At 70.2% G+C, this 24,780-nt stretch carries 24 protein-coding genes and 1 pseudogene; 6 read left to right on the top strand and 19 right to left on the bottom strand.

The window, feature by feature from the left end; all coding sequences use genetic code 11:
• Nucleotides 1-45 precede the first annotated feature (45 nt).
• From torD to I6I07_RS27625, 4 genes are all read left to right on the top strand, one after another.
• Complete coding sequence (torD, locus tag I6I07_RS27640; RefSeq protein ID WP_232625781.1) at nt 46-717, top strand: molecular chaperone TorD; 672 nt, start codon at nt 46-48, stop codon at nt 715-717.
• A gap of 103 nt (nt 718-820) precedes the next feature.
• Nucleotides 821-1,588: a sulfate reduction electron transfer complex DsrMKJOP subunit DsrO gene (dsrO, locus tag I6I07_RS27635; RefSeq protein ID WP_061071666.1), complete on the top strand. Its 768-nt coding sequence runs from the start codon at nt 821-823 to the stop codon at nt 1,586-1,588.
• Between the two features lie 13 nt (nt 1,589-1,601).
• Nucleotides 1,602-2,636: an NrfD/PsrC family molybdoenzyme membrane anchor subunit gene (gene nrfD, locus I6I07_RS27630; protein ID WP_198484513.1), complete on the top strand. Its 1,035-nt coding sequence runs from the start codon at nt 1,602-1,604 to the stop codon at nt 2,634-2,636.
• 37 nt (nt 2,637-2,673) lie between these two features.
• Entirely contained in the window at nt 2,674-5,862 is a 3,189-nt protein-coding gene (locus I6I07_RS27625; protein WP_198484512.1) for a tetrathionate reductase subunit A, read from the top strand.
• Between the two features lie 9 nt (nt 5,863-5,871).
• Here the strand turns inward: I6I07_RS27625 and ccmI are convergent.
• The 17 genes and pseudogenes from ccmI to I6I07_RS27540 all read right to left on the bottom strand — a co-directional run bounded on the left by ccmI (nt 5,872) and on the right by I6I07_RS27540 (nt 19,670).
• Nucleotides 5,872-7,172: pseudogene (gene ccmI, locus I6I07_RS27620) on the bottom strand (c-type cytochrome biogenesis protein CcmI).
• Nucleotides 7,169-7,732 (bottom strand): cytochrome c-type biogenesis protein, encoded by a 564-nt coding sequence (locus I6I07_RS27615; RefSeq protein WP_232625776.1) that lies wholly within the window; start codon nt 7,730-7,732, stop codon nt 7,169-7,171. The pseudogene ccmI and the gene I6I07_RS27615 overlap by 4 nt, the downstream one beginning before the upstream one ends.
• Complete coding sequence (locus I6I07_RS27610; protein WP_198484511.1) at nt 7,732-8,253, bottom strand: DsbE family thiol:disulfide interchange protein; 522 nt, start codon at nt 8,251-8,253, stop codon at nt 7,732-7,734. The genes I6I07_RS27615 and I6I07_RS27610 overlap by 1 nt, the downstream gene beginning before the upstream one ends.
• A complete protein-coding gene (locus I6I07_RS27605; RefSeq protein WP_198484510.1) occupies nt 8,253-10,262 on the bottom strand; it encodes a heme lyase CcmF/NrfE family subunit in 2,010 nt (669 codons plus the stop codon). Before I6I07_RS27605 ends, I6I07_RS27610 begins: the two co-directional genes overlap by 1 nt.
• Nucleotides 10,259-10,714, bottom strand: coding sequence for a cytochrome c maturation protein CcmE (ccmE, locus tag I6I07_RS27600; RefSeq protein ID WP_198484509.1), 456 nt, complete (start codon nt 10,712-10,714; stop codon nt 10,259-10,261). Before ccmE ends, I6I07_RS27605 begins: the two co-directional genes overlap by 4 nt.
• Entirely contained in the window at nt 10,711-10,872 is a 162-nt protein-coding gene (gene ccmD, locus I6I07_RS27595; RefSeq protein ID WP_198484508.1) for a heme exporter protein CcmD, read from the bottom strand. The genes ccmE and ccmD overlap by 4 nt, the downstream gene beginning before the upstream one ends.
• Complete coding sequence (gene ccmC, locus I6I07_RS27590) at nt 10,869-11,642, bottom strand: heme ABC transporter permease CcmC (RefSeq protein ID WP_076411053.1); 774 nt, start codon at nt 11,640-11,642, stop codon at nt 10,869-10,871. Before ccmC ends, ccmD begins: the two co-directional genes overlap by 4 nt.
• Nucleotides 11,643-11,654: 12 nt before the next feature.
• A complete protein-coding gene (gene ccmB / locus I6I07_RS27585; protein WP_006394227.1) occupies nt 11,655-12,320 on the bottom strand; it encodes a heme exporter protein CcmB in 666 nt (221 codons plus the stop codon).
• Nucleotides 12,286-13,017, bottom strand: a complete 732-nt coding sequence (gene ccmA, locus I6I07_RS27580) for a heme ABC exporter ATP-binding protein CcmA (RefSeq protein ID WP_232625773.1) — start codon at nt 13,015-13,017, stop codon at nt 12,286-12,288. The genes ccmB and ccmA overlap by 35 nt, the downstream gene beginning before the upstream one ends.
• Nucleotides 13,004-13,636 carry a cytochrome c3 family protein gene (locus I6I07_RS27575; protein WP_054432198.1) on the bottom strand — a complete coding sequence of 211 codons (633 nt, stop codon included), beginning with the start codon at nt 13,634-13,636 and terminating at the stop codon, nt 13,004-13,006. Before I6I07_RS27575 ends, ccmA begins: the two co-directional genes overlap by 14 nt.
• A 16-nt stretch (nt 13,637-13,652) precedes the next feature.
• A complete protein-coding gene (locus I6I07_RS27570) occupies nt 13,653-14,129 on the bottom strand; it encodes a nitrate reductase cytochrome c-type subunit (protein WP_035360239.1) in 477 nt (158 codons plus the stop codon).
• Nucleotides 14,130-14,149: 20 nt separating this feature from the next.
• Nucleotides 14,150-16,645, bottom strand: a complete 2,496-nt coding sequence (gene napA, locus I6I07_RS27565) for a periplasmic nitrate reductase subunit alpha (protein WP_198484507.1) — start codon at nt 16,643-16,645, stop codon at nt 14,150-14,152.
• The gene (locus I6I07_RS27560) at nt 16,629-16,949 is read right to left on the bottom strand and encodes a chaperone NapD (protein WP_198484506.1); all 321 of its coding nucleotides are present in this window, start codon (nt 16,947-16,949) and stop codon (nt 16,629-16,631) included. Before I6I07_RS27560 ends, napA begins: the two co-directional genes overlap by 17 nt.
• Before the next feature lie 23 nt (nt 16,950-16,972).
• A complete protein-coding gene (napE, locus tag I6I07_RS27555; RefSeq protein WP_054432195.1) occupies nt 16,973-17,131 on the bottom strand; it encodes a periplasmic nitrate reductase, NapE protein in 159 nt (52 codons plus the stop codon).
• Between the two features lie 123 nt (nt 17,132-17,254).
• Nucleotides 17,255-17,542 (bottom strand): hypothetical protein, encoded by a 288-nt coding sequence (locus I6I07_RS27550; RefSeq protein WP_198484505.1) that lies wholly within the window; start codon nt 17,540-17,542, stop codon nt 17,255-17,257.
• A gap of 314 nt (nt 17,543-17,856) precedes the next feature.
• On the bottom strand, nt 17,857-18,711 hold the full coding sequence (locus I6I07_RS27545; RefSeq protein ID WP_198484504.1) for a 3-keto-5-aminohexanoate cleavage protein: 855 nt from the start codon (nt 18,709-18,711) through the stop codon (nt 17,857-17,859).
• Nucleotides 18,708-19,670: a 3-hydroxyacyl-CoA dehydrogenase family protein gene (locus tag I6I07_RS27540; protein ID WP_198484503.1), complete on the bottom strand. Its 963-nt coding sequence runs from the start codon at nt 19,668-19,670 to the stop codon at nt 18,708-18,710. The genes I6I07_RS27545 and I6I07_RS27540 overlap by 4 nt, the downstream gene beginning before the upstream one ends.
• 160 nt (nt 19,671-19,830) lie before the next feature.
• Here I6I07_RS27540 and I6I07_RS27535 point away from each other — a divergent pair, with 160 nt between their 5' ends.
• Nucleotides 19,831-20,739 carry a LysR family transcriptional regulator gene (locus I6I07_RS27535; protein ID WP_035361366.1) on the top strand — a complete coding sequence of 303 codons (909 nt, stop codon included), beginning with the start codon at nt 19,831-19,833 and terminating at the stop codon, nt 20,737-20,739.
• Nucleotides 20,740-20,845: 106 nt separating this feature from the next.
• Here I6I07_RS27535 and I6I07_RS27530 read toward each other — a convergent pair whose 3' ends face one another.
• Together I6I07_RS27530 and I6I07_RS27525 are read right to left on the bottom strand one after the other, a co-directional pair.
• Nucleotides 20,846-21,529, bottom strand: a complete 684-nt coding sequence (locus I6I07_RS27530; RefSeq protein ID WP_061071659.1) for a GntR family transcriptional regulator — start codon at nt 21,527-21,529, stop codon at nt 20,846-20,848.
• A 16-nt stretch (nt 21,530-21,545) separates the two neighbouring features.
• Nucleotides 21,546-23,321: an IlvD/Edd family dehydratase gene (locus I6I07_RS27525; protein WP_198484502.1), complete on the bottom strand. Its 1,776-nt coding sequence runs from the start codon at nt 23,319-23,321 to the stop codon at nt 21,546-21,548.
• A gap of 220 nt (nt 23,322-23,541) precedes the next feature.
• Here I6I07_RS27525 and I6I07_RS27520 point away from each other — a divergent pair, with 220 nt between their 5' ends.
• The gene (locus I6I07_RS27520; RefSeq protein ID WP_198484501.1) at nt 23,542-24,537 is read left to right on the top strand and encodes a tripartite tricarboxylate transporter substrate binding protein; all 996 of its coding nucleotides are present in this window, start codon (nt 23,542-23,544) and stop codon (nt 24,535-24,537) included.
• The last annotated feature ends 243 nt before the right edge of the window (nt 24,538-24,780 follow it).

The following is a 24,780-nucleotide window of genomic DNA, read 5'->3' as shown; positions in this document are numbered from 1 at the left end:
GATGTGGCTGGCCGGAGTGAACCCTGTGATTTCATGGAGCGCGCGTTGAACGGTGCATTATCGGACCCGGATTGGGGCGCGGCCTGCCAGATGCGGTCGCAGCTGTATGGGTGGTTTTCCACCGTCTTTGCCAGGGAAATGGAGCCCGACGCGATGGCGTTGTGCCTGCAGGGGGGCGCCGAGCATTTGCTGGCGGTGTTCAAGGCGCTCGGGCTGGGCCGGCGGGCCGATGCCGTGGCCGCCGTGTTCAAGGCGTGGGCGGGACACTCCGACGCGCCGCTGGAGAACGCGGCCGACTTCGCCGCGCTGTTCCTGCTGGAAGGCCGGGGGGCGCCGATTCCCTACGCCTCGCATTACCTGGAAGGGGGCGGGCAACTGTACGGCGAATCGGCGCGGGTGATGCGCGCGTTCCTGGTGTCCAGCCAGTTGCAGCTCGACGCGCAGTTCAAGGAGCCCGAAGACCACATTGCCGTCATCCTGGGGGTGCTGGCGCGCTGGAGCCGGGAGTGCGGGCGGGCGGATGATGTTGCCGGCTGCGCGAGGGAGCAGGCCGTCTATCTGGACGCCGCGCTGATGCCCTGGGTGGGGCAGTGGCAGGCCAGGATGGATGCCGTGGACACCTTGGCGTTCCGCTTCTATCCGGCGGTCGCGGCGCTGCTGGTCGCCTTTGTTCACCTGGATCGGGACTACCTGGGGTCTTTCGAGGCAGGGGGTTAGGGAGGGTCTGATATAAACCCGTCCCCCATTGATCGGCATCAACTCTCTATATAACTAAAAGCGATAAGTTAATGGCACAACGACATAATTCGCGGAGAAGTCTGTGCCTCACCCCCCACCCGAAGTCCCCCTCCCGGGCAAACGCGGTTTCCTGAAAAACCTGCTCGGCCTGAGCGCCGCGGCCACCATCATCCCCATCCGTGCCGAAGCCGGCACCGGCATCAACCAGCAACCCCCCCGTCGTCCCGGCATCCCCGGCAAGCGCTATGGCATGCTCGTCGACCTGCGCAAATGCATCGGCTGCCAATCCTGTACGGTCAGCTGTTCGCTCGAGAACCTGCCGCCCGTCGGCCAGTTCCGCACCACCGTCCTGCAATACGAAGTGCAGCCCGACAGCGGCGGCCCCTGTGCCATGGTGATGCTGCCGCGCCTGTGCAACCACTGCGACAACCCGCCCTGTGTGCCGGTCTGTCCGGTGCAGGCCACGTTCCAGCGCGAAGATGGCATCGTGCTGGTCGACAACCAGCGCTGCGTCGGCTGCGGCTACTGCGTGCAAGCCTGTCCGTACGACGCCCGCTTCATCAACCACGACACCCAGACCGCCGACAAGTGCACCTTCTGCGAGCACCGGCTCGAAGCCGGCCTGCTGCCGGCCTGTGTCGAAAGCTGCGTGGGCGGCGCCCGCGTCATCGGCGACCTGAACGATCCGGACAGCGCCATCTCGCGGCAGCTGGCCGAGCATCGCGCCGACATCAAGGTGCTCAAGCCCGAGATGAAGACCGACCCCCACGTCTATTACATCGGCCTGCCCGATGCCTTCGTGCACCAGATCGATGGCCAGGCCGGCGTGCGGCTGGCCGGCGGCCATTGAGAAGGGGACCACCATGCAGATCACCGAATTGCTGACGCCGGTCTACGACGCCGCCTGGCTGCCGTGGGCCGTGCAGTACTTTTTCCTCATCGGCATCGCCGCCACCGCGGCCTTGACCGCCGCCGGCGCCGCTTTTGGCGAGGCCGGATCGCCGGCGCGCCGCCTGCTGCCGGCCGCGGTCACCGTGTTGCTGGTGTGCGCCATCGCCGCGCCCGTGTCGCTGTTGGCCGACCTGCACCAGCCGGGCCGCTTCTGGCATTTCTATACCCGCCTGACGCCGTGGTCGTGGATGTGGCTGGGCGCGCTGCTGCTGCCGGTCTTCACCGGGCTGGCGGTGCTGTTCTGCGCCGCCTGGTGGTGGGGGCGCATGGTCTGGGTGCGCCTGCTGGGCATCGCGCTGGCGTTGTCGGCCGTGTCGATCCTGGTCTACACCGGCGCCGAAGTGATGGTGCTGCGGGCGCGGCCGCTGTGGCACACGCCGTTCCTGCCGCTGAATTTCGCGCTGACCGCGTGGCTGGGGGCGCTGGGGGCGATGTTCCTGGTGGCGCGCTGGCTGCCGGGCGGCCTGAAGGCGCTGCCGGTCGAGCTGTTGCGCCGCCTGAGCGTGACGGCGGTGGTGATGATGCTGATCGGGGCGGGCGCCTGGGTGCTGCTGGGCCTGTTGGGCCAGGACCCGTCGTTCGACGCCGCGCTGCGCCTGTTCGGCGGCTTCCCGGTGTGGCGCGCCAGCCTGGCGGGCGCCGTGATCACCGGGCTGTGCATGATCGCGCTGCTGCAGCGCGCGCCGCGCACCCTGGCCGCGCCGCTGCCGTCGGCCGCGCTGGCGCTGACCATGCTGGCGGCCGCCTGGATCTTCCGCTGGGTGGTGTTCATGAGCGTGCAGGGCGTGCCCAAGTATGGCGCCGGCCTGTACCTCTACGACATGCCCTGGGGCAGCGACGGCCTGCTCGGCATGATCGGCGTGCTGGGCCTGTGCGTCGCGCTGGTGGCCGCCGTGACCTACGCGCTGGAACTGTTCCCGGCCCGCACCCGCGGCCTGGCGGCCTGACGCCGCCGGCCCGACACGAATTCGCATCGAGATGACCATGGACAAGCAACACCAAGACGATACGCCCGACGCCCACGCGGACGGACCCGATCAACCCGACAACGCCGCGCGCCGCAAGCTGATCGCGCGCGGCGGCGTGGTGGCCGGTGGCCTGGCCGCCTTCGCGGCCGGCTACGGCGAGACCGTCGCCAAGGCCGTCAAGGGCCTGGCGCAGGGCACGGCCGGCGTGCCCACCGCGCATGCCGTGCGCGGCAATTCGCTGACGCCGGAATTCCGCATCGACGCGGTCACGGGCCTGCTGTCGACCCAGCCGGGCCAGACCGTCAGTCCCTCCAGCTGCCTGGGGTGCTGGACGCAATGCGGCGTGCGCCTGCGCGTCGATACCGCGACCAACCGCATCCTGCGGGTGGCCGGCAACCCCTATCATCCGCTGGCCACCACCCGGCCGGCCGCGATGGACACGCCGGTGCGCGAGACCTACGCGCAACTGGGCGGCGACGCCGGCCTGGAAGGGCGCGCCACGTCCTGTGCGCGCGGCTCGGCCATGCTGGAGCAGATGCACAGCCCGTACCGCGTGCTGCAGCCGCTCAAGCGCGTCGGCGGCCGCGGCGAAGGCAAGTGGCAGACGATTTCCTTCGAGCAGCTGGTGCAGGAGGTGTGCGAGGGCGGCGACCTGTTCGGCGAGGGCCACGTCGAGGGCCTGCGCGCGATTTTCGACCGCGACACGCCGCTGGATCCGGCCAACCCGGAGTACGGCGCCAAGGTCAACCAGTTCCTGTTCACCGATGCCTCCAACGAAGGCCGCACGCCGCTGATCCAGCGCTTTGCCGGCCAGTCGTTCGGCACCGTCAACTTCAGCAACCACGGCTCGTATTGCGGGCAGAGCTTCCGCGTCGGCGCGGGCGCGGCGCTGGGCGACCTGAAGGGCATGCCGCACGGCAAGCCCGATTGGGACAACGCCCGCTTCGGCCTGTTCATCGGCGCGGCGCCGGCGCAGGCCGGCAACCCGTTCCAGCGCCAGGCGCGCCAGCTGGCCGAGGCCCGCACCCGGCCCGAGGAAGCCGGCTTCACCTATGTGGTGGTGTCGCCGATGCTGCCGGCCTCGTCCAGCCTGTCGGCGGGATCGGGCAATGAATGGGTGCCGGTCAATCCGGCCAGCGACCTGGCGCTGGCGATGGGCCTGATCCGCTGGATCCTGGACCACGAGCGCTTCGATGCGCGGGCGCTGGCGCAGCCCGGCCCGGCAGCGATGAAGGCGGCGGGCGAGGCGGCGTGGACCAATGCCACGCACCTGGTGATCGCCGAGCCCGGCCATGCGCGCCTGGGCAGCTTCCTGCGCGGCGCCGACCTGGGCTGGGCCAAGCCGGCCGACGCCGGCGACAAATGGGAAGACGTGTACGTGGTGCGGCGGGAAGACGGCACGCTGGCGCCGCATACCGGCGAGCTGCCCGCCACGCTGTTCGTGGACGAGGCGGTGGCGGCGCCGGGCCTGGCGCGCGCGCCGGCCACGTTGCGGGTATGCAGCGCGCTGGCGCTGCTGCGCGACGAGGCGCGGCGCAAGTCGCCGCAGGAATACGCCGCGTTGTGCGGCGTGCCGGCGGCCAAGATCGCCGAGCTGGCCGAGCGCTTCACCAGCCACGGCAAGCGCGCCGTGGCCGATGCGCACGGCGGCACCATGAGCGGCGCGGGCTTCTACACCGCCTACGCCATCGCCATGCTCAACACGCTGGTCGGCAACCTCAACGTCGAGGGCGGCCTGGTGCTGGACGCCGGCCCGTTCCCGCCCTATGGCGCGGGGCCGCGCTACAACATCGCGGGCTTTGCCAACCGCGCCACGCCCAAGGGCGTGGGCCTGTCGCGCAACCGCTTCCCGTACGAGAAGTCGAGCGAGTTCAAGCGCAAGCAGGCCGCCGGCCAGCCGGTCTATCCGGCCGCCGCGCCCTGGTATCCGGCCACCGGCGGCCTGAGTTCCGAGATGCTGGCGTCGGCGCTGGCGGGCTATCCGTACCGCGCCAAGGTCTGGTTCAACCACATGAGCAACCCGATCTACGGCATCGCCGGGTTGAAGAACGTGCTGCTGGACAAGATGAAGGATCCCAAGGTCCTGCCGCTGTCGGTGTCGATCAATCCGTTCATCAACGAGACCAATGCGCTGGCCGACTACATCGTGCCCGACACCGTCACCTACGAAAGCTGGGGCGTGTCGGCGCCGTGGGCGGACGTGGTGGCCAAGGCCTCGACGGTGCGCTGGCCGGCGGTCGAGCCCACGGTGACGCGCACTGCCGACGGCGCGCCGGTGTGCCTGGAATCTTTCCTGATTGCCTGCGCCAAGCGGCTGGGCATGCCGGGCTTCGGCGCCAACGCCATCGCCGACGCGGACGGCAACCGCTATTCGCTGGACACGGCCGAGGACTTCTTCCTGCGCGGCATCGCCAACATCGCCTTCGGCGCTGGGCGGCCCGTGCCCGAGGCCAGCGACGACGACCTGGAACTGACCGGCGTGGCACGCTACCGCGACGTGCTGCAAGGCAAGCTCAAGCCCGGAGAGTGGCGCCGCGTGGCCATGGTGATGAGCCGCGGCGGGCGCTTCGACCGCATGCCGGATGCCTGGAACGACGCCGGCCAGACCCGCCAGGCCTGGGCCAAGCCGTTGCAGGTGTGGAGCGAGGAACTGGCCGGGTTCCGCCACGCCATGACGGGCGAGCGCTACAGCGGCTGCCCCACCTGGTATCCGGCGCGGCTGGCGGACGGGCGCGACGTGCGCCAGCAGTATCCGCGGGCGGACTGGCCGTTCCTGTTGAGTTCGTTCAAGTCCAACCTGATGAGTTCGATGTCGATCGGGGTGGACCGTCTGCGCCAGGTGCATCCGCACAATCCGGTGTCGATCAACCGGCAGGACGGCGAACGGCTTGGGTTGCGCAACGGCGACCGGGTGCGCATCGTCACGCCGGGCGGCGCGGTGACCGGCCTGGCGCTGCTGCGCGACGGCATCCAGCCGGGCGCGGTCGGCATCGAGCATGGCTATGGCCATACCGAGCTGGGCGCGCGCGCCCACCTGGTCGACGGCAAGCCGATGCCGCACGATCCGGCGCTGGCGGCGGGCGTGAACCTGAACGACCTGGGCTTTGGCGACGCGACGCGCGGCGAGCATGCCAACGTCTGGATCGACTGGGTCTCGGGGGCGGCGGTGCGGCAGGGGTTGCCGGCGCGCATCGAAAGGGCGTGAAGTGCCGCGCTAGCGCAGCACGGTGTCGGCCACCAGCTCCAATCCGCTGGTCGGCACGTCGACCTCCACTGGCGTGCCGCCCAGGTCGCCGGCTTGCGGCATGGCCGTGCCCGAGCGGCTGACGCGGATTTCGACGCGCACCCGGCCGGCGCTGGACAGCAGGGCCTGCGGCGACATGGCGTTGCTGTCGTCGAGCGTGAAGGCGCGCGGCAGGTCGGCGGCGCGCAGCCGCAGCACGGCCAGCGGCATGCGCGAGCCCGAGGCGGGCCGCGCCAGGATGAAGACGGTGTCGGTCGGCTGCACCTGGGCCATCAGGGCGGGCGCGATGCGCGCCTGGCCGCTGACGCGGCCCGGGGCGGCGGCCGGGCTGGCGGGGGCGTGGTGGCGGACGTCCGCGGGGGCGAGGATTGCGCCGTAGCCTGGGCCTGGCCCGGCGTCGCGGGCTGCGCGCCACCGGCCGATGCGACCGCGCGCGCCTGGGCGATATTCGATTCGATCTGGCGCGCGGCCTCGGAATCCGGCGGCAGCAGCGCCTGCAGGCGTTGCCAGTATTCCAGCGCCTGGGCGGCGTCGCCGCGCCGCAGGGCCATCATGCCAGCCAGCGCCAGGGCCTTGGGCTGGTCGGGGTTGGCCGCCAGCGCCTGCGCCACCGCGGCGATCGAGGCCGCGTCCGGCGCGCCTTGGTTGGCGGATAGCAGCGCGTCGGCCAGGTCGGCCAGCACCTGCGGCTGCGCCGGCGCCAGCCGCAGCACTTCGCGATAGGCGGCGGCCGCGTCGTCGTAGCGGCCCAGGGTTTCATAGGAACGCGCCAGCGTGTACCAGCCGTCGGCGTCGTCCGGCGCGGCACGCAGACGCTGGGCCAGCGCGTTGATGGCCAGCGCCATGGCGTCGCCGTCGTCGCCGGCGTGCGGTTCGGCGGCGTTGGCCGTGGCCACGGTGGCGGCGGCGCGCGGGTTGCCCAGGTGCTGATAGAGCAGGGCCGCCGCCAGCGGCACCGCCAGGCTCAACAGGCAGGCGACGGCGATGCCGGCGCGCTGGCCCGCGGCCGACGGCGCTGCCGCGCCGCGCCGGGCCAGGTCCTGCAGCAGGTCGCGTTGCAGTTCCTCGTCGGCGCGCATGGCCGCGTCGGCGCTCAGGGCGCCATCGCGCTGGTCGCGCCGCAACTGCTCGCGCTGCGCCAGGTAGAAGGCGCGCAGGCCGGCATCGGCCGCGTTGTCCTCGGCCGGCGGCGGACGGCGCAGCAGCGGCGGCACCAGGCACAGCAGGGTGGCCAGCAACAGCGCCAGTACGGATAGCCAGAGCGCGGTCATGACCCGCTATCCAGGTAGCGCGCCGCGCGGGCGCGTTCGTCGGCGGTCAGCGGCGGCCGGCTGCGGGGCCGCCGCGCGACGGTGCGCCACAGCACCACGAAGCCCAGCACAAGCAGCGCGAACGGGCCCAGCCACAGCAGCCAGGTGACGGGCTTGAAGGGCGGTTCGTAGCGCACGAAATCGCCGTAGCGGTCTTCGAAGAAACGCATGATCTGGGCGTCGCTGCGGCCCTCGGCCAGCTGGCCGCGGATCAGGTTGCGCATGTCGTGCGCCAGCGGCGCGTTGGATTCGGCCAGCGACTGGTTCTGGCACACCAGGCAGCGCAGGCCGTGCGCCAGTTGCTCGGCGCGTTGCTCCAGCGCGGGCGGCAGCGGGGGCGACGGGGCCTGGGCCTGGACGGGCGCCAGCGACCCCAGCGCCAGCAGCAATGCCAGCAGCGGCGCGGCCAGGCCATGGCCCGGGCGGCGCCGCGGCGGCTGGACGCCGCGCCCCTCCTGGATGCCCGGCGATTGCGCCGGGCGCCAGGCCGGGGCGGGCGCGGGATGGAGGGACCGCGCCATCATTGCAACGCCTCGATCATCGGTTGCAGCCGGGTGCGCCAGATCTCCGGCGTGATCAGGCCCAGCTGGCGGTAGCGGATGCGGCCGGCGCCGTCGATGACGAAGGTCTCGGGCACGCCGTACACGCCGTATTCGATGCCGACGCGGCCGTCGACGTCGCTGGCGGACGCAATGTACGGATCGCCGTGGCGGCCCAGCCAGGCCAGGGCATCCTCGGGCTTGTCCTTGTAGTTCAGGCCGTACAGCGGCACGTCGTGGCGCCGCGCCACCTCGCGCAGCACCGGCAGTTCCTCGCGGCACGGCGCGCACCACGAGGCCCACACGTTCAGCAGCCAGACCTTGCCGCGCATCGCTCGCACGTCCAGCCGCTCGCCGGGCGCGTGCAGCAGCGGCAGGCCGATGGCGGGGGCGGGCTTGTCGATCATGGCCGAGGGCACGGCGCGCGGATCGCGCGACAGGCCCATGGCCAGGAACACGGCCATGGCCAGGAAGACGGCGAGCGGCACCAGGTAGCGCAGCATCAGTAGCCCTCGCGCGGCGTGGCCGGCACGGGGTCGGCGTGCGACCGGGGCAGCGGCGCGCGCGCCGCTTCCTGGCGGTAGCGCCTGTCGCCCGCCGCCAGCAGGCCGCCCAGCGCCATCAGCAGGCAGCCCGACCAGATCCACGCCATGAACGGCTTGACCTGGATGCGCACCGTCCAGGCCGTGCCGCCGGCCGGTTCGCCCAGGGCCACGAACAGGTCGCGGGTGAAGCCGCTATCGATCGCGGCCTGGCTCAGCGGCATGTCCTGCACCGTGTAGTGGCGCTTTTCCGGGTACAGCGTGGTCGCGGGCCGGCCGTCGGCGCGGGTGACGCGGAACTCGGCGCGCTGCGCGCTGTAGTTGGGGCCGCTGGCCGGCGCCAGCGCGGCGAAGGTGAAGCGGTAGCCGCCAGCGTCCTGCGCCGCGCCCAGGTCCAGCCGCAATTCCTGCTTGACCTCGTAGCCGTTGGCCAGCGTGGCGCCGGCGATGAAGACGCCGATGCCGGCGTGCGCCAGCAGCATGCCGTACCAGGCGCGCGGCTGGCGCCCCAGGCGCCGCGGCCAGTGGCCATCGCCGTCGGTCAGGCGCTGCCAGGCATGCGCCGCCGCGCTGGCGATCGACCAGGCCGCCAGCCACAGGCCCAGGATCACCAGCGGCGAGCCCAGCCGCGCCGGGCCCGGCATGGCCAGCGGCAGCAGCACCGCCGTGGCCACGCTGACGCCGAACGCGATGCGCAGCCGGCGGCCCAGCTCGGGCACCTTGGCCTGCTTCCAGCGCGCCACCGGGCCGACGCCCATCAGGAAGATGGCCGGCGTCATCAGCGGCACGAAGACGGCCTCGAAGTAGGGCGGGCCGATCGAGATCTTGCCCCAGTCCAGCACGTCCAGCACCACCGGATACAGCGTGCCCAGCAGCACCGAGGCGGCCGCCACGGTCAACACCACGTTGTTGGCCAGCAGCAGCGATTCGCGCGACAGCAGCGCGAAGCCGCCGCCCAGGCCGACCTTGGGCGCGCGCCAGGCATAGAGCGTGAGCGAGCCCCCCACCACCAGCGTCATGAAGCCCAGGATGTAGAGGCCGCGCCCGGGATCGACGGCGAAGGCATGCACCGAGGTCAGCACGCCCGAGCGCACCAGGAAGGTCCCCAGCAGGCTGAGCGAGAACGCGCAGATGGCCAGCAGCACCGTCCAGCTGCGGAACGCGCCGCGCCGTTCGGTGACGATGAGCGAGTGGATCAGCGCCGTGCCGGCCAGCCAGGGCATGAAGGAGGCGTTCTCGACCGGGTCCCAGAACCACCAGCCGCCCCAGCCCAGCACGTAATAGGCCCAGGCGCTGCCGAGCAGGATGCCGATGGTCAGGAAGGTCCAGGCCGCCAGCGTCCAGGGCCGCACCCAGCGCGCCCACAGCGCGTCCAGCTCGCCGGACAGCAGCGCCGCGATGGCGAAGGCGAAGGCGACCGAGAAGCCGACGTAGCCCATGTACAGCATGGGCGGGTGCACGATCATGCCGGGGTCCTGCAGCAGCGGGTTGAGGTCGCGGCCGGCCATGGCCGGCGGCATCAGGCGCTCGAAGGGGTTGGACAGGAACAGCAGGAACAGCAGGAAGCCGGCGCTGATCCACCCCATCACCGCCAGCACCCGGGCGAGAAAGGCCAGCGGCAGGCGCCCGCTGCGCAGCGCCACCGCCAGCGTCCAGGCGCTCAGCAGGTACAGCCACAGCAGCAGCGAGCCTTCGTGGCCGCCCCAGACGGCGGCGAAGCGGTAGGCGGCGGGCAGGTCGGCGTGCGAGTTGGCGGCCACGTACAGCACCGAATAATCGTTCTGCAGGAACGACCAGGCCAGGCAGCCGATGGCCACGGTGGCCAGGCCGAACTGCGCCACGGCGGCGGGTCGCGCCACCGCCATGCCCGGCCGCCAGCCCGTGGCGGCGCCGAGCAGCGGCAGCGTGCCTTGCACCAGCGCCGCCAGCAGCGCCAGGATCAGGCTGAAGAGGCCGATTTCCGGGATCATCGCGCGTCCGCCCGCGCCGCGTTGGCGGTGGCGCCGGCCGCGGCCCGCTTGAGCGCGTCGGCGGCTTCGGGCGGCATGTAGTTCTCGTCGTGCTTGGCCAGCACTTCGGAGGCCTGGAACACGCCGTCGGCGTCGAGCTTGCCGGCGGCCACCACGCCCTTGCCCTCGCGGAACAGGTCGGGCAGCAGGCCCTGGTAGGTCACGGGCACCGCGTGCGCGGTGTCGGTGACGATGAAGCGCAGCTTCAGCCCGTCGCGCTGCACCGAGCCTTCCTGCACCAGGCCGCCGACGCGAAAGCTGCCATGGGTCGGCGCCTCGCGCGCCGCCACCTGGGTCGGCGTGAAGAAGAACACCAGGTTCGATTGCAGCGCATTGAGCACCAGCGCGACGGCCGCGGCCAGCAGGCCCAGGCCGCCCAGCAGCGCCAGCACGCGGCGCCGGCGCGGACTCATCGGCCGCCTCCGGCGTGCAGGCGGGCGGCGCGGCGGCGCGCCCGCGCCCGCCGCCACAGCGTGCCGGCTTCCCAGGCGATCAGCGCCAGCGTCACGCCATAGGCGCCCAGCAGGTAGGGGCCGTGGCCCTGCAGCGAGAACAGCGCGTCCCAGCTCATCGGCGCTCCCGGGGCGGTTCGGTCGAGGCCGGTTCGCGTTCGGCGATGATGCCGCGCACCCGCGCCAGCGACGCGGCCGCGCTGTACAGCCAGAATGCCGCCACCATCAGCAGCATGGCCGCCAGCATGACGCGCGCCATGCTGGGCGCGGTGGTCAGGTTGATCGAGGCGCCCTGGTGCAGCGTGCTCCACCAGCGCACCGAGAAATAGATGATGGGCACATTGACCACGCCGGCCAGCAGCAGGATGGCGCCGCCGCGGTCGCCGCGGCGCGGATCGTCGCTGGCCGCCTGCAGCGCCATGAAGCCCAGGTACAGGAACAGCAGGATCAGTTCCGAGGTCAGGCGCGCGTCCCACACCCACCAGGCGCCCCAGGTCGGCTTGCCCCACAGCGCGCCGGTCCACAGGGTCAGGAAGGTGAACAGCGCGCCGGTGGGCGCCAGCGCCCGCATCATCATGAACGACAGCCGCGTCTGCAATATCAGGCCGAGCGCGGCGTACAGCGCCATCACCAGGTACAGGAACATCGACATCCAGGCCGCCGCCACGTGGATGAAGAGGATGCGGTAGACCTCGCCCTGCTGGCTGTCGACCGGGGCCTTGACCAGGCCCACGTAGAGGCCGGCGGCGGCGAACAGCGCCGCGGCCAGCGCCAGCCACGGGATCAGCCGGCCGGCCAGCGGATAGAAGCGCTGCGGCGCGGCGTAGCGCAGCCAGCCGGGGCGCGCGGGCGGGGTTGGCAGCAGGGTCAGATGCGGAGGCGAATGCATGATGGCCGGTCCTCAGTCCAACGCCACGCGCAGCGCGGCCGAGGCGCTCCACGGGCACAGCAGCAACGCCAGGCACAGGCCGGCGCCCAGCAACGACAATTGCGGGCCGGCGCCCAGGCCGGCATGCACCGCGGCCACCGCGCCGCTGCCGAAGATCAGCACCGGCACGTACAGCGGCAGCACCAGCAGCGGCAACAGCGCGCCGCCGCGCAGGCCCAGCGTCAGCGCCGCGCCCAGCCCGCCGACCAGCGCCAGCGTTGGCGTGCCCAACAGCAGCGACAGCGCCAGCACGCCGATGGCGCCCGGCGTCAGGCCGAACTGCAGCGCCAGCACCGGGCTGGCCAGGATCAGCGGCAGGCAGCTGCTGAACCAGTGCGCGGCCAGCTTGGTGGCCACCAGCACGGGCAGGGGATGCGGCGACACCAGCAGCTGTTCCAGCGCGCCGTTGTCGTAGTCCTGGGCGAAAGGGCGTTGCAGCGTCAGCAGGATGCCGAGCAGGGCGCAGACCCACAGCACGCCGGGGCCGATGGCGGCCAGCAGCGCCGGGTCGGGGCCGATGGCCAGCGGGAACAGCGAGCCCGCCACCACGAAGAACAGCGTCGCGCCCAGCGTTTCCGCCGGCCGCCGCCAGGCCAGCCGCAGTTCACGGCGCGCCAACTGCCACAGCGTTGCCAGCATCGGCGTAGTCATCCATGTCCAGGGTTTGCATATCGGCGAAGGCCAGGCCGGGTGGGCGGTGCGAGGCCACCACGGCCAGGCCGCCGCCGGCCAGGTGCGCGGCCAGCGCCTGGTCCAGCAGGTCGAGGCTGGCGGCGTCCAGCCCCGCGTCGGGTTCATCCAGCAGCCACAGCGGCTTGCCCGCCAGCACCGTGGCCGCCAGCGCCAGCCGCCGGCCCTGGCCCTGCGACAGCCGCGCCGCCGGCTGCTCGGCGCAGGCTTCCAGACGCCAGGCGCGCAGGGCCGGCCCGGTGTCGATGGCGGGCGCGCCGGCTATCGCCAGCGCATAGCGCAGGTTGTCGGCCGCGCTCAGCTCGCCGCACAGGCCGTTGCCGTGCGACAGGAAAGCCATCCGCGCGTGATAGGAGGCCGGGTCGCGGCGGATGTCGCGGCCGCGCCATTGCACGCCGCCGGCCAGCGGCCGCAGCAGGCCGGCCAGCATGCGCAGCAGGCTGGTCTTGCCGCTGCCGTTGGCGCCGCGCACCCGCAGCAGCTGGCCCGGGGCCAGCGCCAGGTCGATCGGGGCCGCCGCGCCGCGCCGGCCGACCAGGCCGACCGCGCGCAGGCCGGCGTCCGCCGTGGCGGTGTCGCTGTCCGTCCCGGCGCTGTCCGCCGCGGCGCCGGCCAGGGCGGCGAAGGGCGGCTCAACGGGCCGCATGCGGGCCGTCCGGGCCGTTCAGGCCGGGCACCGACGACAGTTCGCCGGGCGGGATGTTGGGCAGCTTGTGGGCGATGCCCTTGTGGCAGTCGATGCAGGTCTTGCTCTTGTCGGCCAGGTAGGTCGAATGCATGTTCTGCGCGCGCACGCTCTGGCGCGTGAAGTCCATGTAGTCGTAGTTGTGGCAGTTGCGGCATTCCAGCGAATCGTTGGCCTTGAAGCGGGCCCACTCGTGCCTGGCCAGTTCCAGCCGCTTGTCGACGAATTTCTCGCGCGTGTCGATGGTGCCGAAGATCTTGCCCCAGACCTCCTTGGACGCCTGCATCTTGCGGGCGATCTTGTCGGTCCAGTTGTGCGGCACGTGGCAGTCGGAACACAGCGCGCGCACGCCGGAACGGTTGGTGAAGTGGATGGTGCCCTTGAGCTCGGCGTAGACGTTGTCGCGCATCTCGTGGCAGCCGGTGCAGAATTTCTCGGTGTTGGTGAACTCCATGGCGGTGTTGAAGGCGCCCCAGAACAGGATGCCGCCGATGAAGCCGCCCACCGTCAGGAAGCCCAGGCTGAAGTGCACGCTGGGCCGGCGGATGATGTTCCAGTAGCGCTTGATGAGTTTGACCATGGCGGTTCCCCGTGCCTTACTTCTTGCCGGACGCCGGGGCGGAGAGGCGCTTGAGGATCACGTCGATGTCCTGGTAGGTATTGGACACCAGCGGCTTGGCCTCGGCCTGCGGCACGTGGCACTGCACGCAGAAGTAGCGCCGCGGCGAGACCTCGGCCAGCACGTTGCTGTCGCGGTCCATGTAGTGGGTCACGCTCAGCGGCGGCGCCTGGGTCTCCTCGGTGTTGACGCGGGCGTGGCAGGCCAGGCAGCGGTTGAAGTTCTTGTCGATCTGGTAGCCGTCGATGCTGTGCGGGATGGTGGGCGGCTGCATCGAATAGGTGCGCATCCGCTTGATGTCCTTGTTCTCGATCGGACTGATCAGCGGCGGGTCGGTCTCGTCGGCGATGGGCGTGGGGCCGCGCATCGGGTCCTGCACCTCGAGCGGTGGCGCGGCCCAGGCCGCGATGCTACAGGCTGCGCACAATACGAAAGCGAGAGCGCGTCGGTTCATGGCTGTCTCCGGTGCGCGCGTCAGACCTTGACGATCTTGACCGCGCACTTCTTGAAGTCGGTCTGGAACGAGATCGGGTCGGTGGCGTCCAGCGTGACCTTGTTGATCAGCTGGCCGGCGTCGAACCACGGCACGAACACCAGCCCGCGCGGCGGCTTGTCGCGCCCGCGGGTCTCCAGCCGGGTGCGCATCCTGCCGCGCCGCGAGATGATCTCGACCTCGACCCCGCGCCGCAGGCCCATGGCCTGCGCGTCGTCGGGGTGCATGAAACAGACCGCGTTGGGAAAGGCCCGGTACAGCTCGGGCACGCGCCGCGTCATCGAGCCGGAATGCCAGTGCTCCAGCACCCGCCCGGTCGACAGCCAGAACGGGTATTCCTTGTCCGGCGACTCTGGCGGCGGCTCGTAGGGCAGGGCGTAGATGATGGCGCGGCCGTCCGGGTTGCCGTAGAACTCGAAGCCGGCGCCCGGCTTCACGTACGGATCGCTGCCCTCGCGGTAGCGCCACAGCGTTTCCTTGCCCTTGACCACCGGCCAGCGCAGCCCGCGCACCTCGTGGTAGGTGTCGAACGGCGCCAGGTCATGGCCGTGGCCGCGGCCGAACTCGGCGTATTCCTCGAACAGGCCCTTCTGCGCATAGAAGCCGAAGGCCTCGGCCTCCTGGTTGGCGTAGTCCTTGTCGCGCTCGGTGTTGGGATAGCGGTTGACCTTGCCGTTGGCGAACAGCACGTCGAACAGGGTCTTGTCGCGGTATTCGGGCTTCTTGGCCAGGAGGTCGGCCGGCCAGACTTCCTCGACCTTGAAGCGCTTGGAGAACTCCATCAGCTGCCACAGGTCGGAACGCGCCTGGCCCGGCGCGTCGACCAGCTGGTGCCAGAACTGCGTGCGGCGCTCGGCGTTGCCGTAGGCGCCTTCCTTTTCCACCCACATGGCGGCCGGCAGGATCAGGTCGGCCGAGATGGTGGTGACGGTGGGGTAGGCGTCGGACACGACGATGAAGTTGTCCGGATTGCGGTAGCCCGGCAGCCCCTCGTTCATCAGGTTGGCGGCCGCCTGCATGTTGTTGTTGACCATCACCCAGTAGGCGTTGATCTTGCCGTCTTTCAGCATGCGGTTCTGCAGCACCGCGTGCGCGCCGACCTTCTCGGGGATGGTGCCGGCCGGCAACTGCCAGATGTCCTCGGCGTGGGCGCGGTGCTTGGGATTGGTCACCACCAGGTCGGCCGGCAGCCGGTGCGAGAACGTGCCCACTTCGCGCGCCGTGCCACAGGCCGAGGGCTGCCCGGTCAGCGAGAACGGGCTGTTGCCCGGCGTCGAGATCTTGCCCGTCAGCAGGTGGATGTTGTAGACCATGTTGTTGGCCCACACCCCGCGCGTGTGCTGGTTGAAGCCCATGGTCCAGAACGACGTCACCCGCAGCTTGGGGTCGGCGTACAGCTCGGCCAGGTCCTGCAGCGATTTCTTCGGCACGCCGGTCAGCTTGGCGGTGTAGTCCAGGTCGTAGCGCGACACGAACCTGGCGAACTCGTCGAACGTCATCGGCTTGGAGCCGCCGGCATCGCCGGCATTTTTGGCCGCCTGCTGCAACGGGTGGTCGGGCCGCAGGCCGTAGCCGATATCGGTATTGCCCTCGCGGAACACCGTGTGCTTGTCGACGAACTCGCGGTTCACGCGCTTGGTCTGGATGATGTGGTTGGCGATGTAGTTCAGGATCGCCAGGTCGGTCTGCGGCGTGAAGGTCAGCGTCAGGTCGGCCAGCTCGTACGAGCGGTGCTCGAAGGTCGACAGCACCGCCACCTTGGTCTTGGGCGCCGACAGCCGCCGGTCGGTGACGCGGGTCCACAGGATCGGATGCATCTCCGCCATGTTCGAGCCCCACAGCACGAACACGTCGGCGTTTTCGATATCGTCGTAACAGCCCATCGGCTCGTCGGCGCCGAAGGTGCGCATGAATCCCACCGCCGCCGACGCCATGCAGTGGCGCGCGTTCGGGTCCAGGTTGTTGGAGCGGAACCCCGCCTTCATCAGCTTGAGCGCGGCGTAGCCTTCCCACACCGTCCACTGGCCCGAGCCGAACATGCCGACGGCCTCCGGCCCCTTGTCCTTGAGCACGCGCTTGAACTGCTCGGCCATCACGTCGAAGGCCTGGTCCCACGACACCGGCGCGAACTCGCCATCCTTGGCGTACTTGCCGTCCTTCATGCGCAGCAGCGGCTGCGTCAGCCGGTCGTTGCCATACATGATCTTGGACAGGAAATAGCCCTTGACGCAGTTCAGCCCCTTGTTGACCTCGGCATTGAAGTCGCCGTGCGTGGCCACCACCTGGTTGTCCTTCACCGCGACGTTCACGCCGCAGCCGGTCCCGCAGAACCTACAGGGCGCCTTGGACCACTTGAGCTTGGCGGCCTCCGACTCGGTCACGATGTTCTGCGTGTAGCCCACCACCGGAATCCCCGCCACCGTGGCGGCCGCGGCGGCGGCGGACTGCTTGATGAACTCCCTACGGGCCATTGCCATCGTCGATCTCCTCGTTCATCGCGGCCAGCGTGTCGGCGTGCTGGTACACCAGCGCCGATGCCAGCACGCCATCCAGTCGCTGGATCTGCGAGATCCGCGCCATCATGTCGTCAGTGGAGGGGGCTTCCAGCGTCACCACCAGCTTGCCCGTCTCGGACGCGCCATGGATCTCGGCGCCCGCGATCGCGAGCACCGCACGGCGCACCTCGTCCAGCCGACGCGGCGTGGCATGCACGACCAGGCTGGCGATATGCAATTCAGGGGAAACCGGCGCAGCGGCCGGCAGGGAAGGAGGCGCGGACATGAGGGCGGTTCCGTCGGTACGCATCAGCTGCCCGGAGGACCGGCAAACAACTGATAGAACCAGACAATGAAACCGTAGCCCGCGACGATGATCACCGTAAGAACGGGGGCCATGACCGCCGTCAGGAACAGAAAACTGCGCAGCTCCTGCGGCTTCGTGTAGCCATCAGACTCGTTTGACACACACCACCTCACCAGACAGTCGGGGTATTGCGTTTAACGTGCGGATGTCGAAGTTTTTAGCAGATGCCTTTTCAACACGCAATGTTGCAGCACAGCGCAAAACCCCGCGCCGCCGCTATGTACTTATATATATTGCGCAACCCAACCCAGAAAGAAACACCCCCCTAAAAACACCCCGGCACAAGCCACCGCACAAGTCACCGAACAAGCCACCGCGTAAGTCAGCGTGTAAGTCAGCGTGTAAGTCAGCGTGTAAGTCAGCGTGTAAGTCAGCGTGTAAGTCAGCGTGTAAGTCATCGAGGGCCGCGCAGGGCGGCCCTCGATGACGGGCAATACAAAGTCTTCCAGCAAAAAAATCCCGCCAAAAGAACGCCAGGATCCCTCGTCGTCCCAGCTCCCCAAGGCCAGCAAGAACTGTAGCCAGGGGCGTCGGCCCCCCGGCGGGCGCGGCCGTCCAGGGGGTGCCCGGCGGAATCCGAAGGCAGGCGCCGCAGGCGCCAACGAGGATGAGCGCGGGGCAGTCCGGCCCCCGCGGGCCGGACCACCCCCGGAGGCCGCGCCCGCCGGGGGGCCGACGCCCCTGGCGGCCCAAGCAAATTGCCCAGAGCGAGCAATCAAAAACGGGCAATCAAAGAAAGACAATCAAAGACGTGCAATCAAAGACCAGGCCGATCGGATCACCTACCCGCAACCAGGCCTCGACACATCGAGCGCAAACCCAGCCGTTAGGCAACCGCCCCATAGATCCGCCGCGCCTGCGCAGCATCCGCCAGCGGCCGCCCCAAAGCAATCGCCCCTTCCACCGCCTGCCGCACCAACTCCCCATTCCCCGAAGCCACCGCCCCATCCCGCAGCTTCAAATTATTCTCGAACCCCACCCGCATATGCCCCCCGAACGCCGCCGCCGTCGTCACGCAGGCATTCTCCTGCGCCCCGAACGCGCACACCGCCCAGGGCAGCGAGTGGTCATACGCCGCCAGGAACGGCAGCAGGTCATAGGCCGACGACGTCTGCCCCACGCTATAGCGCCCCAGCACGAACAGCACCGACCATGCGCCCGGCGGCACCAGCCCCCGCGCCCGCAGCGACAGCCAGCGCCGCACGTCGCCCTCGTCGTACAGGATGATCTGCGTCATGATGCGCCGCTCGGCCACCCAGGCCAGGAACGCCGCCAGCTCGGCCTCCGCGATCTCCGGCACCGCGATCTCGCGCAGGCCGATCGACACCGCCTCCGGTTCCAGCTCGCGCACCAGCGCCATCTGCTCGGCCGCCTGGTACACGCCCGCCGCTTCGCTCGTCACCTGCACCAGCAGCTCGTCGCCCACCGCGCGCCGCACCGCCGCCAGCGCGTCGCGGTACGCCTGCGCGTCCAGCAGATGGCTGCCGTCCGGCTTGCGCACGTGCATGTGCATCATCGCCGCGCCCGCGTCCAGGCAGGCGCGGGCCTCCAGCGCCAGGGCCTCGGCCGTCAGCGGCACCGCCGGATGGTCGGCGGCCTTCTTGTAGGCGCCGTTGGGCGCCACCGTCACGATGACGGGCGACTCGGCCAGGGCCGGACGGGGAATGTTCACGGCGCTCACGGCTGGATCTCCGGCAATTCCGGCGCGATCAGGTCCAGGCCCGCGCGCAGCAGCCGGTCATAGCGCGCGCGCTCGGCGGCGATGGTCTCCGGCGTCCAGGCGTAGAAGCCTTCGCCCGCCTTCATGCCGTAGCGGCCGTCGGCGGCGCGCTCGGTCAGGCAGCGCGCCGGGTGGTCGTCATTGCAGAACGTCGGGTACATGGTCGCGCCCGCCGCCGCGTGCACGTCGATGCCCGCGTGGTCGCGCTGCATCACCGGCCCGGCCGCCAGGAAGCGGAAGCCGAAACCGAAGCGCACCGCCGCGTCCACGTCCTCGGGCGAGGCGATGCCGCGGTCGATCAGGTTGAACGCCTCGCGCGACAGCGCGTGCTGCAGGCGGTTGGCCAGAAAGCCCGGCAGGTCCTGGCGCACCTTCACCGGCACGCTGCCGCAGCGGCGCATGAAGGCGATCAGCGCATCGGCGCGGGCTTCGTCGCTGGTCTCGGCCATCACCACCTCGACCAGCGGCACCAGGTGCGCCGGCATGAAGAAGTGCAGGCCCAGCATGCGTTCGCGCGTGGCCAGCCCCTGGCCGATGGCGCTGATCGGGAAACTGGAACTGTTGCTCGCCAGGACGGCGTCGGGCCGCGCGTGGCGCACCAGCTCGGCGAACAGCGCCTGCTTGATGTCGAGCCGTTCCGGCACGCATTCGATCACCAGGTCGACGCTGGCCCAGTCCACCTGGTCCAGGCTGGCCGCCGTGGCCAGCTGCGCCACCTGGGCCTCGCGGCCGATGGTCTTGAGATTGTCGGCCACGCGCGCCGGCAGCGCGGCCGCGCGCGCCGCGTCCGGCTCGATCACCGTCGTGCGGCAGGCGGCGCGCGTCAGCACCACCGCCACGTCGGCGCCCATGGTGCCGCCGCCCACCACCACCGCATGCGCCGCGCCCGGATTGGGCAGGGCCTTCGCGTCCGTCTGCATGGTTTGCTCCTTGTTCTGAAACCGCTGTTGCATCTGCGCTTGTGTCTGCGCCTGTGTCTGTATTGGGCGCCGAGTGTAGAGAAGCTTGTTTGATTGATGAATCAGATTTTTTGGATAGAATGATCGATAAATCGGATCAATGGACAAGGCGCCCGGCGGCATGCAGATCAATCTTTCGATGCGCGACATCGACACCACCCTGGTGCTGGGCCGCACCCTCAACTTCCGCCAGGCGGCGGCGCAGCTGCACCTGTCGCAGTCGGCCCTGTCGACGCAAATCCAGCGCATCGAGGACGCCCTGGGCGTGCGGCTGTTCGACCGCACCACCCGCACCGTGCGGCTGACGGCGGCGGGCGAGGTCTTCATGCAGCAGGCCGCCGCCCTGCAGGTGGCGTTTCGCGACGCCATCGCCGCGGTCAGCGGCATCGCCAGCGCCGAGCACGGCCAGGTGTCGGTGGCGGCGCTGCCGTCGCTGGCCGCGCGGCTGCTGCCGCGGGTGCTGATGGCCTACCGCCAGGCGCACCCGCAGGTGGCGCTGAAGGTGCGCGACACGCTGTCGGGTCCGGCCTTCGACCTGGTGCGCGCCGGCGACGTGGACTTCGCCCTGACCGCCGCCGACCCGCAGCACGCCGACCTGCATTACCAGCCCTTGATGTCCGACAGCTTCCTGCTGCTGATTCCCGAGGCGCACCCGCTGGCGCGCGCCAAGGGGCCGCTGCGCTGGGCCGACACGGCCAGCGCGGCGCACGTGTCGATGGTGCACCCGAGCAGCGTGCGCCAGTACACCGAATGGGCTTTCCTGCAGAACCGCATCCGCTTCACGCCGGCCTTCGAGGCCGAACACCTGACCACCATCGTGGCGATGGTGGAGTGCGGTTTCGGGGTGGCGGCGCTGCCCGAGATCGCGGCGGGCGCGGTGGCGCAGAACGGCATCGTGCAGCGGCCGCTGACCGGCCCGGTGGCCGAGCGTTCGATCGGGCTGGTGACGGCGCGCAACCGCAGCCTGCCGCCGGCGGCCGCGGCGCTGGTGGCGCTGCTGCGGCAGTACCTGGCGGACGAGGCGCGTTGAGTTCGCGGCGGGGGTGATCGAGGCGAGCGGGCGGCGTCCGGAAATCGCGGCGCAGTATGCCGGCCGGCTCAGGCGCCCGGCGTATCGGTGTCGCGCGCGGTGCGGCTCAGGCGCCGCGGCGCGCCTGTTCCGACGCCAGGTAGGCGTCGCGCGAGGGCAGCAGGTGCTCGCGGCACAGCGTCATCAGCGCCGTCCGGTCGCCATCGCGCAGCGCGTGGATCATGGCCCAGTGCTCCTGGCGGGCGCGTTCGCGGTAATTGGCGGCGGCCAGCGAGCCGAAGCGGATCGGGTGGGTGCGGCGCGCGTATTCCTCGATCGCCTGGCCCAGCACCGCGTTGTCGAGCAGGCCGAAGAACTCGCGGTGAAAGCGCTGGTTGCTGCGGAACACGCGGCGCGCGTCGCCCTCGGCCACGGCGGCGTCGTGTTCGCGCTGCACCGCGGTCAGCGCCGCCAGCCGCGCCGGCGGCACCGGCAGCGGCATCAGGCTGGCGGCGTGCACCTCCAGCACTTCGCGCAGCGCATACAGCTCCAGCACCTCGCGCGCCGAGAAGGCCCGCACCACCGCGCCGACGTTGCGCTTGCGCTCGACCACGCCCAGCAACTCCAGCTCCACCAGCACCTGGCGCACCGCGTGGCGCTTCATGTCGAAGCGCGCCATCAGTTCGTCCTCGGTCAGCCGCTCGCGCGGATGCAGCCGGCCGAAGACGATGTCTTCCTCCAGCGCGGCCACGGCCGCCGCCAGGGCGTCGGGCGCTTGCGGTTCGAGGGCGGCGGGGGTGATGGCGTTCATGGGCGTGGCGGGAAGGTTATTGCTTGGGCACGGTGTCGCGGGTGGCGCTGGCGCGCAGGAAGTCGAAGTCCACGCCCTGGTCGGCCTGGGTCACGGTCTGCAGGAACAGCTTGCGGTAGCCGCGGTCGGCCGCCGGGCGTTCGACCGGGCCGGCGGCCATGCGGCGCGCCAGCTCGGCCGCGTCGATCAGCAGGGCGATTTCGCGCCGCGCCACCGACAGGCGGATCCGGTCGCCATTTTGCACGTAGGCGAGCGGTCCGCCAATCGCGGCCTCGGGCGTGACGTGCAGCACGATGGTGCCGGCCGCCGTGCCGCTCATGCGGCCGTCGGAAATGCGCACCATGTCCTTGACGCCGGCGCGCGCCAGCTTCTTGGGGATCGGCATGTAGCCGGCCTCGGGCATGCCGGGCGCGCCGGTGGGGCCGATGCGCTTGAGCACCAGCACGTCGTCGGCGGTCACGTCCAGCGCCTCGTCGTCGATGCGGCGGGCCATGTCCTCGGCGTCCTCGAACACCACCGCGCGGCCCTCATGCTCCATCAGCTTGGGATTGGCGGCCGACTGCTTGATGATGGCGCCGCCGGGCGCCAGGTTGCCGCGCAGCACGGCCAGGCCGCCCACCGGATAGATCGGCGCGGCGACGCTGCGGATCACGTCCTGCTTGAACGGCGCGGGGGCGTCGTCCAGCTCCTCGCCCAGGGTGCGGCCCGACACCGTCAGCGCGTCCAGGTGCAGCAGCGGGCGCAGCTCGCGCAGCAGGGCCAGCATGCCGCCGGCGTGGTGGAAGTCTTCCATGTAGTGCTGGCCCGAGGGCTTCAGGTCGACCAGCACCGGGGTCTCGCGGCTCATGCGGTCGAGCCCGGCCAGGTCGATGCCGATGCCCAGGCGGCCGGCGATGGCGGTCAGGTGCACGATGCCGTTGGTCGAGCCGCCGATCGCCAGCAGCACGCGCAGGGCGTTCTCGATCGACTTGCCGGTGATGATGCGGTCGGGCGTCAGGCGCGAGGCCGCCATGGCGACGGCGGTGGCGCCGGTGCGCTCGGCCACGCGCACGCGGTCGGCGGTGACGGCGGGGGCGGACGCGCCGCCCGACACCATCATGCCCATCGCCTCGGTCAGGCAGGCCATGGTGCTGGCGGTGCCCATCACCGAACAGGTGCCGACGCTGGCCACCAGCTGGTTGTTGACGTCGGCGATCTCGGGCGCGTCGATCTCCTCGGCGCGGTAGCGGCCCCAGTAGCGGCGGCAGTCGGTGCAGGCGCCGACCCGTTCGCCGCGGTGCGAGCCGGTCAGCATCGAGCCGGTCACCAGCTGGATCGCGGGCACGCCGGCGGACGAGGCGCCCATCAGCTGCGCCGGGACGGTCTTGTCGCAGCCGCCGATCAGCACCACCGCGTCCATCGGCTGGGCGCGGATCATTTCCTCGGTGTCCATCGACATGAGGTTGCGCAGGTACATGCTGGTGGGCTGCGAGAAGCTCTCGTGCACCGAGATGGTGGGGAAGTCCATCGGCAGGCCGCCGGCCAGCATCACGCCGCGCTTGACCGCCTCGATCAGTTGCGGCGCGTTGCCGTGGCACGGGTTGTAGCTGCTGCCGGTGTTGACGATGCCGATGATGGGACGCGCCAGCGCGTCGTCGGACAGGCCGGCGCCCTTGATGAAGGCCTTGCGCAGGAACAGCGAAAAGCCGGTGTCGCCGTAGTTGGTGAGCCCGCGCGCCACGCCGGTGCTGCGCTCGCCGTCGCTGTCGAAGGGGCCCTTGGCGGGCTTGCCGCCCTTGGTCTCGTCCGTCATTTTTCTTCCCGATAATATTATTGATAATCCAGGATCGAGATCATATCCACCCTTGGAAATGGCATGCAAGGGTTTACCGTTGAAATATTTATTGATCTTGAAAAAAGATCAGTCGATAGAAAAATTCTGATTCATCAATCAAGAATGGCCTCCTACACTGGCGCCGTTGACGAGCCGGGCGTCCGTTCCATTCCTATACCCATCCCGGCAGGAGACCTACATGTCAGACCTGCGTCTGCGGCCCCGCCGCGCCTTGCTGCTTTCCCTGTTGGCCTTGTGTACCGGCGCCGCCGCGCCGGCCCTGGCCGCCGACGCGTACCCCGACAAGCCCATCCGCCTGATCGTGCCGTACCCGCCCGGGGGCGCCACCGACGTGATCGGCCGCGTGCTGGCGCAGGAGCTGACCGGCGCGCTGGGCCAGTCGGTGATCGTCGAGAACCGCGCCGGCGCCGCCGGCAACATCGGCGCCGACCAGGTCGCCAAGGCGCAGCCCGACGGCTACACGCTGCTGATGGGCGCGCTGACCAGCCACTCGATCAACGCGGCGCTGTACCGCGGCCGCGTCACCTACGACGTGGAAAAGAGCTTCGCGCCGGTGTCCATCGTCGGCACGGTGCCGCTGGTGTTCGTGGTCAACCCGTCGGTGCAGGCCAATGACCTGAAGCAGCTGATCGCGCTGGCCAAGTCGCGTCCCGGCTACATCACCATGGGCTCGGCGGGCAACGGCTCGCCGCAGCACCTGGCCGGCGAAATGTTCAAGCGCGCCGCCGGCGTGGACATCCTGCACGTGCCGTACAAGGGCAGCGGCCCGGCCATGACCGACCTGATGGGCGGACAGGTGCTCAGCATGATCGAGACCGTGCCGGCGGCCCAGGCCAGCATCAAGGCGGGCAAGCTGCGCGCGCTGGCGGTGACCTCGGCGCAACGCGTCGAGGCGCTGCCGGACGTGCCGACCGCGGCCGAGGCGGGCCTGCCGGGCTTCGAGGTCAGCTCTATGTTCGGCATCGTCGCGCCGGCCGGCACGCCGGCGCCGGTGATCGACCGCCTGAACGGCGAGCTCAAGAAGATCCTGGCCAAGCCGGGCGTCAAGGCGTCGCTGCTGAACCAGGGCGCGATCGCCGAGTGGACCACGCCCGCCGATGCCGGCGCCCGCGTGTCGGCCGAACTGGCGCGCTGGACCAAGGTCATCGACGAAGCCGGCGTCAAGCCGGAATAGGCGATGCGAACAAGAGGGGACATATGTCCCCTCTTGTTGCTTCTTTTACGCCACATGCAGGAAATGGTCACAAATTTTCGACGTTATTGTTTGCATGCTGCGCCGCCAGATGAGCAACAATCGCGAGGCCTGCATTCCTCCCGCGAAATATTCGTAGCGTGGGTAGGGGGTGACGGGAGACAGTTGCCAAGTCTGTTGAAATAATCCGCAATACAGCTAAAACGCTGTTCACGCGGGTGGTTG

The sequence above is a fragment of the Achromobacter deleyi genome (assembly GCF_016127315.1).
In the GTDB taxonomy this organism is placed as follows: Bacteria; Pseudomonadota; Gammaproteobacteria; order Burkholderiales; family Burkholderiaceae_B; genus Achromobacter; species Achromobacter insuavis_A.
The sequence above is the reverse complement of the archived record's forward strand: the minus strand, read 5'-3'. Positions and strand labels throughout refer to the sequence as shown.

What these genes read in the sequence shown, in the direction of transcription:
- nrfD (WP_198484513.1), top strand. Translation starts at nt 1,602, where the DNA reads ATGCAGATCACCGAATTGCTGACGCCGGTCTACGACGCCGCCTGGCTG.
- I6I07_RS27625 (WP_198484512.1), top strand. Translation starts at nt 2,674, where the DNA reads ATGGACAAGCAACACCAAGACGATACGCCCGACGCCCACGCGGACGGA.
- I6I07_RS27615 (WP_232625776.1), bottom strand. Translation starts at nt 7,732, where the DNA reads ATGGCGCGGTCCCTCCATCCCGCGCCCGCCCCGGCCTGGCGCCCGGCG.
- I6I07_RS27610 (WP_198484511.1), bottom strand. Translation starts at nt 8,253, where the DNA reads ATGCTGCGCTACCTGGTGCCGCTCGCCGTCTTCCTGGCCATGGCCGTG.
- I6I07_RS27605 (WP_198484510.1), bottom strand. Translation starts at nt 10,262, where the DNA reads ATGATCCCGGAAATCGGCCTCTTCAGCCTGATCCTGGCGCTGCTGGCG.
- ccmE (WP_198484509.1), bottom strand. Translation starts at nt 10,714, where the DNA reads ATGAGTCCGCGCCGGCGCCGCGTGCTGGCGCTGCTGGGCGGCCTGGGC.
- ccmD (WP_198484508.1), bottom strand. Translation starts at nt 10,872, where the DNA reads ATGAGCTGGGACGCGCTGTTCTCGCTGCAGGGCCACGGCCCCTACCTG.
- ccmC (WP_076411053.1), bottom strand. Translation starts at nt 11,642, where the DNA reads ATGCATTCGCCTCCGCATCTGACCCTGCTGCCAACCCCGCCCGCGCGC.
- ccmB (WP_006394227.1), bottom strand. Translation starts at nt 12,320, where the DNA reads ATGCTGGCAACGCTGTGGCAGTTGGCGCGCCGTGAACTGCGGCTGGCC.
- ccmA (WP_232625773.1), bottom strand. Translation starts at nt 13,017, where the DNA reads ATGCGGCCCGTTGAGCCGCCCTTCGCCGCCCTGGCCGGCGCCGCGGCG.
- I6I07_RS27575 (WP_054432198.1), bottom strand. Translation starts at nt 13,636, where the DNA reads ATGGTCAAACTCATCAAGCGCTACTGGAACATCATCCGCCGGCCCAGC.
- I6I07_RS27570 (WP_035360239.1), bottom strand. Translation starts at nt 14,129, where the DNA reads ATGAACCGACGCGCTCTCGCTTTCGTATTGTGCGCAGCCTGTAGCATC.
- napA (WP_198484507.1), bottom strand. Translation starts at nt 16,645, where the DNA reads ATGGCAATGGCCCGTAGGGAGTTCATCAAGCAGTCCGCCGCCGCCGCG.
- I6I07_RS27560 (WP_198484506.1), bottom strand. Translation starts at nt 16,949, where the DNA reads ATGTCCGCGCCTCCTTCCCTGCCGGCCGCTGCGCCGGTTTCCCCTGAA.
- I6I07_RS27540 (WP_198484503.1), bottom strand. Translation starts at nt 19,670, where the DNA reads ATGCAGACGGACGCGAAGGCCCTGCCCAATCCGGGCGCGGCGCATGCG.
- I6I07_RS27535 (WP_035361366.1), top strand. Translation starts at nt 19,831, where the DNA reads ATGCAGATCAATCTTTCGATGCGCGACATCGACACCACCCTGGTGCTG.
- I6I07_RS27530 (WP_061071659.1), bottom strand. Translation starts at nt 21,529, where the DNA reads ATGAACGCCATCACCCCCGCCGCCCTCGAACCGCAAGCGCCCGACGCC.
- I6I07_RS27525 (WP_198484502.1), bottom strand. Translation starts at nt 23,321, where the DNA reads ATGACGGACGAGACCAAGGGCGGCAAGCCCGCCAAGGGCCCCTTCGAC.
- I6I07_RS27520 (WP_198484501.1), top strand. Translation starts at nt 23,542, where the DNA reads ATGTCAGACCTGCGTCTGCGGCCCCGCCGCGCCTTGCTGCTTTCCCTG.